Below are 13274 nucleotides of genomic sequence, written 5' to 3'. Positions count from 1 at the left end.
CCTGGACGTTTTCGTCGATACCCGATACTCGTCGCATGCACCTGTCACCGCGCCCTGACCCCGATCTCCACGAGCTGCTCAGGACCCTGCGGGTGTGGTCCCCCGAGGTCACAACCCTGCCCGCCTTCGACCCGGACGCGGCCCCCGCCGAACCCCTCCCCCTCTTCACCACCTGGTTCGCGGACGCGGTGGCAGCCGGTCAGCCCGAGCCGCACACCATGTCCCTGGCGACGTCGGACGCGGACGGCCTGCCCGACGTACGCACCGTGATGCTGCACGGCGCGGACACCGACGGCTGGTCCTTCGCCTCGCACTCCGGGAGCGGCAAGGGCCGGCAGCTGGCGGCACGCCCGTACGCGGCGCTCCACTTCTACTGGCCGGCGCTGGGCCGCCAGATCCGCCTGCGCGGCCCTGTCGAATCCGCCCCCTCCCCCGAAGCACAGGCCGACCTGCACGCCCGCTCGACGGGAGCACTGGCCGCCGCGCTGACCGGCCGCCAGAGTGAAGTGCTGGGCTCGCTGGACGAGTTGGCGAGCGTGTCGCAGGCGGCCTGGGAACGGGCGCAGCGCGAGCCGGACGCCCCCTCCCCGACCTGGACCCTGTACCGCCTGCGCCCGGACGAGGCCGAGTTCTTCCAGGGAGAGGCTCAGCGACGACACGTACGGCTCAAGTACCGCCGTACGGAGGAGAATTCGAAGGCGGGTTGGGTCAGGGAGTTGCTCTGGCCGTAGGCAAGGCGGCTTCCGGATCCGGATCCGGACCCGAATCGGGGTCCTGGGCTATCCGCCCGTGCAGATGCACATCCCGGAACACATCCTGCCGCCCCTCCTCGAACATCGCGCCCCGCAGTGTCCCCTCGTACCGGAATCCGCAGTGTTCGGCGACGCGGCAGGAGGCGTCGTGGCCGAGGGCGTGGCCGAGTTCCAGGCGGTTGAGGCCGAGGCTGTCGAAGGCCCAGCGGGTGCCGAGGGCGAGGGCGCGGGTGGCGACGCGCCTGCCGCGGGCCTCGGGGAGGACCCAGTAGCCGACGCGGGCGAGGCGGATGAAGGGGTCGATGTCGTTGACGCCCAGGTGGCCGAGTATCGCGCCGCTGGCGGCGTCCGTGACACAGAAGGACACCCGGGTGCCGTCGACCGTGGTCCCGGAACGGGTGCCGAGGGAGTCCCGGGCGCTGTCGAGGTCGGTGACCGGCTTCATCGGGGTGTTCCAGCGCCTGAAGTCCGGATCGGTCAGCCCGCGCAGCCACGCGTCGACGTCGGTGTCGGAGTCCGCGCGCCACTGCCGCAGCCGCAGTCCGTGACCGAACAGCTCGGGAAACTCGGGGATCGGGCGGGTGAGGGACCGCTCATGGATAGGAGCCATCACCCTATTGAAGCCGTACGGCTGTACGACTCCCACCCCGTGGACGGAACACGGGCACCCCCTCCCGAAATGCGACCTCCAGTCCCATCCCGACCCGCAACTCACCCTCCGCAGCGTCCACCACCTCCGTCATCATCCGCGGCCCCTCGTCGAGATCGACGACGGCGGCGACGTAGGGCGTCCGCTCCCCGAAGGGCGCCAGATCATTGCGATGGACGACGGACCAGGTGTAGAGCGTGGCCAGCCCGCTCGCCCCCTCCCACACCACGTCCTCGCTCCAGCAGGACGGGCAGAACTCCCGGGGGTAGTGATGCGCCCGCCCGCAAGCCCCACACCGCCGCACGAGCAACCGCCCGTCGGCCGCGGCGTCCCAGTAGACGCGCGTGAAGGCGTCGACGTCGGGAAGATCGAACCGATCGGTGCCCCTGCCCACTGCGGCCCCCTGACAACCACCCGAATCTGACGGTACGTCAGTTCAGTATGACCTCACCGACCTCCCACAACCAGGCCCCCTACGCCACTCGACCCACCCACCCCTCCCACAGCCGTGATCAATCCGCAACCAATTCCGGTCTTGACCGAGACCCATCAAGTGAGCAGGTGAATACGCTCAGGCACATGACCGACTCCTCGACAGCACCTTCGACCTCGACTCCGACGGCTCCCGTGTACGTCATCGGCGGCGGACCCGGTGGTCTCGCCGTCGCGTACGCGCTGCGGGCCCAGGGGGTACGGGCCGTCGTGCTGGAGCGGGGGGAGCGGGTCGGGACGTCCTGGCGGCGGCACTACGACCGGCTGCATCTGCACACCACCCGGCGGCTGTCCTCGCTGCCGGGGCTGCCCATGCCGCGTTCGTTCGGGCGGTGGGTGTCGCGGGACGACGTCGTGCGGTATCTCGACAAGTACGCCGAGCACCACGAGCTGGAGGTCGTCACCGGCGTCGAGGTGTCCCGGGTCGACCGGACCGCCGACGGCACCGGCTGGCTGCTGCACGCCACCGGCGGGCGCGAGCTGACCGGCAGCGCGGTCGTGATCGCCACCGGGACCAACCACACGCCCCGGATTCCCGAGTGGCCCGGGCGCGACGCCTACCGCGGCGAGCTGCTCCACGCCGCCCAGTACCGCAACCCCTCGCCCTACACCGGCCGCGACGTCCTCGTCGTCGGCATCGGCAACACCGGCGCCGAGATCGCCGTCGACCTGGTGGAGGGCGGCGCCTCCCGGGTACGGCTGTCGGTCCGCACGGCTCCGCACATCGTGCGCCGGTCCACGGCCGGATGGGCGGCCCAGTTCACGGGCATCGTCGTACGACGGCTGCCGGTGCACCTCGTCGACAAGCTCGCCGGGCCGATGGCCAAGGTGAGCGTGCCCGACCTGTCCGCCCGCGGACTGCCCCGCCCCGACACCGGCCTGTACTCGCGCGTCACCGCCGGCTCGATCCCCGTCCAGGACGTCGGCCTCATCGACGCCGTACGCAAGGGGCGGGTCCAGATCGTGGCCGCGGTGGAGGGCTTCGAGGACGGCAAGGTCGTCCTCGCCGACGGCGAACACCTCGAACCGGACGCCGTCATCGCGGCCACCGGCTACCTCCGGGGCCTGGAAGGCCTGGTCGGCCACCTCGACGTCCTCGACGCACGCGGCAAGCCGGTCGTGCACGGCCCGCACTCCCCGAAGAACGCGCCAGGGCTCTACTTCACCGGCTTCACCAACCCCATCAGCGGGATGTTCCGTGAGATGGCGATCGACGCGGCACGCATCGCGAAGGCGGTCGCGCGGCAGGCCACCGTACGGAGCTAGCCGACCGCACGGCCACAGCCGACGGCCCTACGGCAACCGTCGACCGCGGCCCTTCCGCAGCTTCTGTGTGCACGCCGGTTCCTGACGGAGTGTCAGTTCAGTAACCTGACACTGCGTCAGTTAATTGGCTGTCACACAGGAGCGGGCGGACCGATGCTTGGATCAACCCACGGCACCCTCACCACCGACTCCCGCCGGGCCCGGGTCATCGCCTGCGGCGAGCAGCCCTCGCCTGTCGTGCACGGCAGGCCCGCCGACGTCGACGATCTCGACGTCGGCGGCCGGCCGCTGTACGCAGGCGTGCCCGATCTCGACCGCTTCTTCCGGCCCGAGTCCCTGGCGGTGGTCGGTGCCTCGGACGCCGAGGGGCGGCCGAACACCGGTATCACCCGGCAGTTGCTGGCGTGGGCCGAGCGGGTCGGTGCCCGGCTGCACCCCGTGCACCCGACCCGCGAGGCCGTCTTCGGCATACCCTGCTTCCCTTCCGTCGCGGACCTGCCCGAGCAGATCGATCTCGCGGTGCTCCTGGTCGCCGATCCCCTTCCCGTGGTCGAGCAACTCGCCGAGACCAAGGTGAAGTTCGCCGTCGCCTTCGCCTCCGGGTTCGCGGAGACGGGCGAGGCGGGCGCGGAGGCACAGGCCCGCCTGGCGACTGCCGTCCGCCGCTCCGGTCTCCGTCTCCTCGGCCCGAACACCAACCTGAACGCCTTCGAGCACTTCCGCGAGGATCTCGACGGCCCCGCGATCGCCCTGATCACCCAGTCCGGCCACCAGGGCCGCCCCGTCTTCGCCCTCCAGGAACTCGGCATCCGCCTCTCCCACTGGGCCCCCACCGGCAACGAGGCCGATCTGGAGACCGCCGACTTCATCTCGTACTTCTCCGAACAGCCCGAGGTGGGCGCCATCGCCTGCTACGTCGAGGGCCTGAAGGACGGCCGCTCCTTTCTCCTGGCCGCCGACCGGGCCGCCCGGCGCGGAGTCCCGGTCGTCGCGGTCAAGGTGGGCCGCACCGAGACCGGCGCTCGCACCGCCGCCTCCCACACCGGCAAACTGACCGGCGCCGACAAGGTGGTGGACGCGGCGATGCGGCAGTACGGGGTGATCCGCGTCGACGGACTCGACCAACTCCAGGACACTTCAGCCCTGTTGGCCCGCGCCCGCCGCCCGCTTGCCGACGGGGTCGCCGTCTATTCGATCTCGGGCGGCACGGGCGCACACTTCGCGGACCTGGCAACGGAGGCCGGCCTGCACCTGCCGACCCTCTCCGCCGCCAAACAGTCCGAGCTGCACCAGTGGATACCCGACTACCTGAACGTGGCCAACCCGGTCGACAGCGGCGGGCATCCGGTCGGCGACTGGCGCGGCCGGAAGATCATCGACGCGATCCTCGCCGACCCGGAGGTGGGCGTCCTGGTCTGTCCCATCACCGGCCCCTTCCCTCCGATGAGCGACAAGCTCGCGCGCGACCTCGTGGAGGCTGCCGAGCAGACGGACAAGCTGGTGTGCGTGATCTGGGGGTCGCCGGTCGGCACGGAGTCGGCGTACCGCGAGACCCTGCTCGGCTCCTCCCGCGTGGCGACCTTCCGCACTTTCGCGAACTGCGTGACGGCTGTCCGCGCCCACCTCGACCACGCCCGCTTCACCGCTTCCTACCGCTCCCCCTTCGACGAGGCCCCTCGCACCCCGTCGCCCAGTTTCCGCAAGGCGCGGGCGCTGATGCGGCCCGGCCAGGCGCTGAGCGAGCACGCCGCCAAGCTGCTGCTGCGCGCGTACGGAATCCGCGTACCGCGCGAGCAGTTGGTGACCAGCGCGGCGGCGGCCGTCCGGGCGGCGGGGCTGGTGGGCTACCCGGTGGTGATGAAGGCGTCGGGCGGCCAGATCGCCCACAAGACGGAACTCGGGCTGGTGAAGATCGGGCTGACCTCGGCCAGTCAGGTCCGCGACGCCTACCGCGAGCTGACCGACATCGCCCGCTACGAGGACGTGGCCCTGGACGGCGTACTCGTGTGCCAGATGGTCGAGCGGGGCGTGGAGATGGTCGTCGGCGTCACGCACGACGAGTTGTTCGGCCCGACGGTGACGGTAGGACTCGGCGGCGTACTGGTCGAGGTGCTCCAGGACACCGCCGTACGCGTGCCGCCCTTCGGCGAGGAGCAGGCGCGGGACATGCTGACCGAACTGCGCGGGCGGGCCCTGCTGGACGGGGTCCGGGGGCGCCCCCCGGCCGACCTGGACGCGCTCGTCGAGGTCGTCATGCGGGTGCAGCGCATGGCACTGGAACTCGGGGACGAGCTGGCGGAGCTGGACATCAACCCGCTGATGGTGCTGCCCAGGGGGCAGGGCGCGGTGGCGCTGGACGCGCTGGCGGTGTGCGGGCCAGGACCGGACAGCCAGAACGACCAAGCCGGCCAGAACCGTCAGAGCGTGCACCAGCCGCCGCTCTAGCCGCCGCAAGAATTGGAGCAGCACCCACATGACTTCCTCCCCCGAAGAACCCGGCACGCCGGAAATATCCGCCGTGTCAGCTGATTCATTGATACTGCACGCCACTGACAATCACGTCTCGTGGATCACCCTCAACCGCCCCGAAACCCTCAACGCCATCACCCCTGACCAGCGAGAACGCCTGATCCAACTTTTTTCGGAAGCCTCCGCCGACCCCGCCGTACGAGCCGTCGTCCTCACCGGCACGGGCCGCGGCTTCTGCACGGGCGCGGACCTGCGGGGAGGCGGGCAGACGACTGGCGAACGGATCGCCGGTGACGTGGCGCGAGTCATCCGCCAGGGCGCCCAACGCCTGATCGCATCGGTCATGGACTGCGAGAAGCCGGTGATAGCGGCGGTGAACGGCACGGCGGCGGGCCTGGGCGCCCACTTGGCGCTCGCCTGCGACTTAGTACTCGCGGCCGAACAGGCCAGGTTCATCGAGGTGTTCGTCCGCCGGGCCCTGGTCCCGGACGGCGGCGGCGCATACCTCCTCCCCCGCCTGATCGGCCCGCAGCGCGCGAAGGAACTGATGTTCTTCGGCGACGCGCTGACCGCCCCGGACGCGGAACGCCTGGGCCTGGTCAACCGCGTCGTCCCGCCCGAAGACCTCCACAAGACGGCCCGCGAATGGGCGGACCGCCTGGCCACCGGCCCGACCCGCACCCTCGCCCTCACGAAACAGCTGATCAACGCCTCCCTCGACTCCGACCGAGCCACCGCCTTCGCGGCCGAGGCCACGGCCCAGGAGATCAACATGGGGACGGCGGACGCGGCGGAAGGCATCGCGAGCTTCGTGGAACGCCGAACCCCTCGCTACGGCGGGAGCTGACCGCCTTACAGGGCTTCACTTCTGACGATCCGTCAGTTCCAATGGAACGTATGTTGGGACAAGCGGGAATGGCGGCGGCTGCCGTCCGTTATCTCAGGTCGGCCGGTGCACCCACAGCGGCACCCGCCGTCGCGCGCGCCGTCGAAGCGCTGCCCCGACCGGCCTTACGGGCGGTCAGGGACGACGAGCGGGCACCGGTCCCCCCGGCCGAATTCCGGCGCGTACTGGGCAACTTCGCGACCGGCGTCACCGTCATCACCGCCCCGCCCGCCGAAGGCGAGACCACTCCCGCCGGCTTCGCCTGCCAGTCCTTCGCCGCCCTCTCCCTCGACCCACCCCTCGTCGTCTTCATGGTCGGCCGTACGTCGAGAACCTGGCCGCTGATCGCCCGCGCGGGCGTCTTCTGCGTCAACGTCCTGGCCGCCGACCAGGGCGAGTTGTGCCGCGGCTTCGCGAGGAGCGGCACGGACAAGTTCACGGGCGTCGACCACGAGCCGACACCCGTCTCCGGCTCCCCCCGCCTGGCTGGCGCCTCCGCCTGGATCGACTGCACGATCCAGGCGGTGCACACGGGCGGGGACCATCTCATCGTGGTGGGGCGGGTGGAGGGGCTGGGGACGGGGGACGAGGACACCGCTCCCTTGCTGTTCCGCAAGGGACGCTTCCTCTAGACCTCTAGACCTCTAAGCCTCTAAGCCTCTAAGCCACGGCGGACCGCATTCCCGTGGCGACGGTCGGCCGCCTCCGTATAACCAACGCCATCAACGCAGCCGCAGCACACAGCGCCCCCGACGCATACCAAACAACGTCGTACGACCCGAAGACATCCCGTGCCATCCCCCCGAGGAAGGCAACCAGCGCCGCCCCGACCTGGTGGGAGGCGAGCACCCAGCCGAAGACGATCGCACTGTCGTCGCCGTAGTGCTCGCGGCACAGGGCGATGGTGGGTGGGACTGTGGCGACCCAGTCGAGGCCGTAGAAGACGATGAAGAAGATCATCGGAGGGTGGATCGAGGGCGCCAGCAGCATCGGGAGGAAGAGGAGCGAGACTCCGCGCAGCGCGTAGTACACCGCCAGGAGGCGGCGCGGTTCGTAGCGGTCGGTGAACCAGCCGGAGGCTATCGTGCCGACCACGTCGAAGACCCCGATGACCGCCAGCAGGGAAGCGGCGGCCGTTATGGGCATGCCGTGGTCGTGGGCCGCAGGTACGAAGTGGGTCTGGATCAGGCCGTTCGTCGACGCTCCGCAGATCGCGAAGGTGCCTGCCAGGAGCCAGAACGGGCCCGTGCGTACCGCCGAGAGGAGAACCTTCACCGTGCGGCGCGCAGCGCCCTGCACCGGGGGCGGCTTCGGTACGAACTCCTTTGCCCCGTACGGCTTCAGGCCCACGTCCGCCGGGTGGTCGCGCAGCAGCAGCCAGACGAAGGGGATGACCGTCAGGGCTGCCAGGGACACCGTCACCGCCGCCGGGCGCCAGTCATACTTCTCGATGATCCACGACAGCAGCGGCAGGAAGATCAGCTGGCCGGAGGCCGACGCTGCGGTCAGGATGCCCGTCACCAGGCCCCGGCGTTCGGTGAACCAGCGGTTGGTGACCGTCGCCGTGAAGGCGAGCGCCATCGAACCGGCGCCCAGGCCCACCAACAGGCCCCAGCACAGCATCAGTTGCCAGGCGGCCGTCATCCACACGGTCAGGCCTGAGCCCAGCGCGATGATCGCGAGGGCGACCGCCACGACCCGCCGGATGCCGAACCTGTCCATCAGCGCGGCGGCGAAGGGTGCCGTCAGCCCGTACAGCGCCAGGTTGACGGAGACGGCGGCGCCGATCGTGCCGCGCGACCAGTCGAACTCCTGGTGGAGCGGGTCGATGAGCAGCCCGGGCAGGGAGCGGAAGGCGGCGGCGCCGATGATCGTCACGAAGGCCACGGCGGCGACGAACCACGCCCTGTGGATGCGGGGGAGGCGCGGGGCCCGGCCGGGCTTCCGGAGATCACTGGCGGTATCGGCGGTATCGGCGGCATCGGTGGCAGTGGCGGCATCGGTCGGCTCTGTCGTCGTCACGCCGTCAAGCTTCCGACCTGCGGACTCCCCGAACGAGTGGCCCGAAGGACAGCATTCGCTAGGATCGGGCCATGGCCATCACCCCCATCACCTCCACCCGCCCGCAGGGGGACGCGGACTTCCGGCCCCACCGCGTCGTCGTCCTCGCCCTCGACGGTCTGCTCCCCTTCGAGCTGGGCATCCCGCACCGCATCTTCGGCCGCCCCAAGGACGCCCGGGGCCGGCTCCTCTACGAGGTCGTGACCTGCTCGATCCGCCCGCCGGGCCCCGTCGAGACCGACGCCGACTTCGCCATCCAGGTCGCCCACGGCCCGGAGGCCCTGGCCACCGCCGACACGGTGATCGTCCCGGCGTCGTACAGGCTCGGCCCGGTCTTCGAGGAGGGCGTGCTGACCGACGAACTGGCCGCCGCCCTCGCCCACATCCGGCCCGGCACCCGGCTCGCCTCCATCTGCACCGGCGTGTACGTGCTCGCCGCCGCCGGTCATCTGGACGGCCGTCCGGCCACCACGCACTGGGCCGACGCCGAGCACTTCCAGCGGACCTTCCCGCAGATCGAGGTCGACGCGGACGTCCTGTTCATCGACGATGGCGACGTGCTGACCTCGGCCGGCGTCGCGGCCGGGATCGACCTGTGCCTGCACATGGTCCGCCGCGACCACGGCGCCGCCGTCGCCAACGAGGTGGCCCGCCGTACGGTCGTACCGCCGCACCGCGACGGCGGACAGGCCCAGTACATCCAACGCCCGGTACCCGCACCCCAGTTGGCGACCACGACCACCGCCCGCGCCTGGGCCCTGGGCCGTCTCCACGAACCGCTCCAGCTGCGCGACATGGCCGAGCAGGAGTCGATGTCGGTACGGACCTTCACGCGCCGCTTCCGTGAGGAGGTCGGCGTCAGCCCCGGCCAGTGGCTCACCCAGCAACGCGTGGAGCGGGCCCGGCATCTCCTGGAGTCCACCGACCTGTCCGTCGACCAGGTCGCCCGGGACGCGGGCTTCGGCACGGCCCAGTCGATGCGCCAGCATCTACAGGCGGTCCTCGGCGTCACGCCTACCGCGTATCGCCGCACCTTCCGGTCCGGGGGCGTGGGGGCGGGCGGGAGCGACCGGATCTCCGGCCGGTCCGGCAGCGTCGACAGCCACGACGCTGTCGGCACCCTGCGCTGAGCCCTGCGCAGAACGCCCCTCGGAACGCGTCTCGCCCCACCACCCGACGGCCGTCAGCACCAGCGTCAGGGCCACGCCGGCCAGGACGGCCGTGGACGGTGCCGTCACCTGGAGCAGGGCGCCCGCGAGCGAACCCGCCGCCGCGTAACCCGCGCCGGCAGCCGCGTACATGACGGAGTAGCCCGCGGCCAGGGCATCCGCCGGAAGCGCCTCGCGCAGGGACAGGTTGCGGGTGACCAGCGCGCCCGACTGGAGCATGCCGCCCATGGCCAGCGCGGCGGCGATTCCTGCCGTGTCCGGTATCAGCGCGGCGGCGGTCACACAGACCGACATGCCGCCGATCAGCACCACGCTGCGGGTGCGCAGCCGCCCCGGCCAGGCCCGGACGCCGTACATGAAGGCACCCAGTCCCGCGCCCACCGCCAGGCCGGTCAGTATCGGGCCGGACCAGCCGACACCGATGCCGCGCTGTTCGAGCAGCGCGGGCAGGACGAGTTCGGCCAGGCCGAGCAGGGTGAGTCCGGCCGCACCCGTGACGTACACGGGCCAGGCGGCGACCAGAAGCCCGAGCAGCGAAGGCCCCCTCCCCTTCTGTCCCTTCCCCTGTCCCTCCGTCCGGTGCTCGTCGTGCGCCGCCCAACCCGCCGGAAGCAGCCACAGGCCGACGATCGACGACGCCATCAGGACGGCGGCGAGGATCAGCGGGACGCGCGGTGCCACGCCCAGCGCGAGGCCGGTGACGGCGGCCGGGGAGACGGCCCATATGCCCGAGTTCAGCATCGACTCGGTGGACAGCGCCTGTGTCACGGCGCGCGCCGGGACCAGGTTGGTGAGCATCGCGCGCAGCCCGCCCGCGACCGCGGCCGGAGCGCCACCGGCAAGGAACGCGAACGCAGCGAGGACTACGGGATGCGCCCCCGGTATCACTCCGAGCCCCGCGAATCCGACGGCCCCGGCCGCGAGCGCCGCCGCCAGCTGAGGACGCGCCCGGTCCGGACGCAGCCGCAGGCCGACAACCGGGGCACCGATCATCTCCCCGACCACGAACGCGGCGGCGAGCGCGGCGCCCAGGGCATAGCCGCCCGGCCGTTCGCGCACCAGGAACACCAGGGCCAGCGGCGCCATGGCCATGGGCATGCGGGCGCCCACGGAGGTGCAGGCCCAGATGAGGACCTGCTTCGAGGCGACATCGCGATAGCTCATGGTCCGAAGGTAGAGGTCGGCACCGACAATGCCCCAGGGGATTTCCGGCACCTGTGGACAACTCCTGGCATGCCCCGCTCAGAAAGCGATCCCGCCGCCCGGAGAGTGATCCTCCGAGTCAGAACGTCAGCACCCCCCGAGCCACCCGCCCCGCCTCCGCGTCCCCCACCGCCTTCTCGAAGTCCTCCACCGGATAGGTCTCGGTCACCAACTCGTCCAGCAGCAGCCGCCCTTCGCGGTACAGGTCGGCGTACAGCGCAATGTCCCGCTGGGGCCGCGAGGACCCGTAACGGCAGCCCAGGATCGACTTGTCCAGGTACATCGACGAGACGAGGAAGGACGCCTCGGCGGTCGCGGGCGGTACGCCGAGCAGCACCGCCTGGCCGTGCCGGTCGAGCAGGTCGATGGCCTGCCGTACGAGTTCCACGCGTCCCACGCACTCGAAGACATGGTCGGCACCGGTCGGCAGAACGTCCCGTACCCCCTCCGTCGAGGTCAGGAAGTGGGTCGCGCCGAACAGCCGCGCCACCCCCTCCTTCGCCGGGTTCGCGTCCACGGCGACGATCCGCAGGGCGCCCGCGATCCGCGCGCCCTGAAGGACGTTCAGCCCGACCCCGCCCGTACCGATCACCACCACACTGTCCCCGCGGTCCACCTTGGCCCGGTTGAGCACGGCGCCCACCCCGGTCAGCACCCCGCACCCGATGAGCGCGGCGGAGGACATGGGGATGTCCTTCGGGATGCGCACCGCCTGCACGGCCTTCACCACCGTCCGTTCCGCGAAGGCGGAGTTGGACGCGAACTGGAACACCGGCCGCCCGCCCCGGCTGAACGGCCGCCCGGGCCGCCCGATCGCCTTCCGGCACATGGTCGGCCGCCCCCGGTCGCACTCCGCGCACGCACCGCAGTTGGCGAGCGTCGACAGGGCGACGTGGTCCCCGGGTACGACATGCGTGACCCCGTCCCCGACGGCCTCCACCACCCCCGCCCCCTCGTGCCCGAGCACGACGGGAACAGGAAAGGGAATGGTCCCGTCGACAACCGACAGATCGCTGTGACACAACCCGGCAGCCGAGACGGCGACCAGCACCTCCCCCGCCCCCGGATCACGCACCTCCAGATCGTCAACGATCTGGACCTGCTTCCCGTCGAACAGCACCCCGCGCATCAGCCAACCCCCTTGATTCCCTTGGATTCCCTGGATTCCCTGGGCAGACCGAGCACCCGCTCGGCGATGATCGTGCGCTGGATCTGATCGGAGCCGCCGTAGATCGTGTCGGCCCGGGAGAACATGAACAGGTGCTGCGCGGCGTCGAGTTGGTACGGCGCCGCCGCCGACCAGTCCACCGGCCCCACGGCGGCCCCCGCACCCCGGACCAGCATCGCCAGCTCCCCCAGCCGCTGATGCCACCCGCCCCACAGCAGCTTGGCCACGCTCGCCGCGCCGCCGACGTCCGCCGAACCCCCCAACGTCCGCAGGGCGTTCCACCGCATCACCCGCAACTCGGCCCACTGCCGCACGAGTCGCTCCCGTACGACGGGATCCGCCACCGCGCCGCTGTCGACGGCCGCCCGCACCACGCGCCCCAACTCCCCGGCGAACCCGATCTGTTGGGCCAGCGTCGAGACCCCCCGCTCGAACCCGAGCAGACTCATCGCGACACCCCAGCCGCCGCCCTCACCCCCGACGACATGCTCCGCACGCGCATGCGCCCCGTCGAAGAAGACCTCGTTGAACTCGCTGGTCCCGGTCATCTGCCGAATGGGCCTGACCTCGATCCGCCCCGGCTGATCCATGGGTACGAGCAGAAACGTGAGCCCGTGATGCCGCCTGGACCCCGCCTCCGTACGGGCGAGCACGAAGCACCAATCGGCCTCATGGGCAAGGGAGGTCCAGATCTTCTGACCGGTGATCCGATACGTCCCGTCAGACGCACGCTCAGCCTTCGTACTCACCCCGGCAAGGTCAGAGCCCGCCCCGGGCTCGCTGTACCCCTGACACCACAGCTCCTCGCCGGCGGCAATCGGCGGCAGAAACCGCCCCCGCTGCTCATCGGTCCCATGCGCGAGGAGCGTAGGCCCAAGCAGATTCTCCCCGATATGCCCGGACCGCACCGGCGCCCCCGACCGCGCGTACTCCTCGGCCCAGGCGACTTGTTGGGTAAGACCGGCGGTGCGATTCCCATACCCGGACTCCCCCCAGGAGAGCCCGATCCACCCGGCCTTCCCCAACACCCGCTCCCAGGCCCGCCGATCACCAGCCCCATCAACATGCGCACAGAGCCAACCCCGAGCTTCCCGACGGAACTCCTCATCAACGGCACTGAATCCAAACTCCACAGGGCTCCCCTCTCAACGCCGGACGC

The 13274-nt window shown here is 71.0% G+C and carries 11 protein-coding genes; 6 read left to right on the top strand and 5 right to left on the bottom strand.

Annotation, left to right across the window (positions count from 1 at the left end):
* The first annotated feature begins 35 nt into the window (after nt 1–35).
* Nucleotides 36–731: a pyridoxine/pyridoxamine 5'-phosphate oxidase gene (locus ACWDR4_RS13110; RefSeq protein ID WP_450407635.1), complete on the top strand. Its 696-nt coding sequence runs from the start codon at nt 36–38 to the stop codon at nt 729–731.
* Here ACWDR4_RS13110 and ACWDR4_RS13105 read toward each other — a convergent pair.
* Together ACWDR4_RS13105 and ACWDR4_RS13100 are read right to left on the bottom strand one after the other, a co-directional pair.
* On the bottom strand, nt 709–1362 hold the full coding sequence (locus tag ACWDR4_RS13105; protein ID WP_450407634.1) for a GNAT family N-acetyltransferase: 654 nt from the start codon (nt 1360–1362) through the stop codon (nt 709–711). The two genes, ACWDR4_RS13110 and ACWDR4_RS13105, sit on opposite strands and share 23 nt — an antisense overlap.
* A gap of 4 nt (nt 1363–1366) precedes the next feature.
* The gene (locus tag ACWDR4_RS13100; RefSeq protein ID WP_450407632.1) at nt 1367–1795 is read right to left on the bottom strand and encodes a Zn-ribbon domain-containing OB-fold protein; all 429 of its coding nucleotides are present in this window, start codon (nt 1793–1795) and stop codon (nt 1367–1369) included.
* Between the two features lie 185 nt (nt 1796–1980).
* Between ACWDR4_RS13100 and ACWDR4_RS13095 the strand changes: the two genes are divergently transcribed.
* From ACWDR4_RS13095 to ACWDR4_RS13080, 4 genes are all read left to right on the top strand, one after another.
* Entirely contained in the window at nt 1981–3159 is a 1179-nt protein-coding gene (locus ACWDR4_RS13095; RefSeq protein ID WP_450407629.1) for a flavin-containing monooxygenase, read from the top strand.
* 153 nt (nt 3160–3312) lie between these two features.
* Nucleotides 3313–5604 carry an acetate--CoA ligase family protein gene (locus ACWDR4_RS13090; RefSeq protein ID WP_450407627.1) on the top strand — a complete coding sequence of 764 codons (2292 nt, stop codon included), beginning with the start codon at nt 3313–3315 and terminating at the stop codon, nt 5602–5604.
* A 28-nt stretch (nt 5605–5632) separates the two neighbouring features.
* Entirely contained in the window at nt 5633–6475 is an 843-nt protein-coding gene (locus ACWDR4_RS13085; RefSeq protein WP_450407624.1) for an enoyl-CoA hydratase/isomerase family protein, read from the top strand.
* A gap of 50 nt (nt 6476–6525) precedes the next feature.
* Nucleotides 6526–7146, top strand: a complete 621-nt coding sequence (locus ACWDR4_RS13080; protein ID WP_450407621.1) for a flavin reductase family protein — start codon at nt 6526–6528, stop codon at nt 7144–7146.
* Between the two features lie 28 nt (nt 7147–7174).
* Here ACWDR4_RS13080 and ACWDR4_RS13075 read toward each other — a convergent pair whose 3' ends face one another.
* Nucleotides 7175–8536, bottom strand: coding sequence for an MFS transporter (locus ACWDR4_RS13075; protein WP_450407619.1), 1362 nt, complete (start codon nt 8534–8536; stop codon nt 7175–7177).
* A 71-nt stretch (nt 8537–8607) separates the two neighbouring features.
* Between ACWDR4_RS13075 and ACWDR4_RS13070 the strand changes: the two genes are divergently transcribed.
* Nucleotides 8608–9705, top strand: a complete 1098-nt coding sequence (locus ACWDR4_RS13070; protein ID WP_450407616.1) for a GlxA family transcriptional regulator — start codon at nt 8608–8610, stop codon at nt 9703–9705.
* Between the two features lie 1321 nt (nt 9706–11026).
* Here the strand turns inward: ACWDR4_RS13070 and ACWDR4_RS13065 are convergent.
* Together ACWDR4_RS13065 and ACWDR4_RS13060 are read right to left on the bottom strand one after the other, a co-directional pair.
* Entirely contained in the window at nt 11027–12076 is a 1050-nt protein-coding gene (locus ACWDR4_RS13065) for a Zn-dependent alcohol dehydrogenase (RefSeq protein ID WP_450407613.1), read from the bottom strand.
* Nucleotides 12076–13248, bottom strand: a complete 1173-nt coding sequence (locus ACWDR4_RS13060) for an acyl-CoA dehydrogenase family protein (protein ID WP_450407611.1) — start codon at nt 13246–13248, stop codon at nt 12076–12078. The genes ACWDR4_RS13065 and ACWDR4_RS13060 overlap by 1 nt, the downstream gene beginning before the upstream one ends.
* Nucleotides 13249–13274 lie beyond the last annotated feature (26 nt).

The organism is Streptomyces sp. NPDC000878 (assembly GCF_053599695.1).
This window is presented reverse-complemented; position numbering and strand designations above follow the sequence as displayed.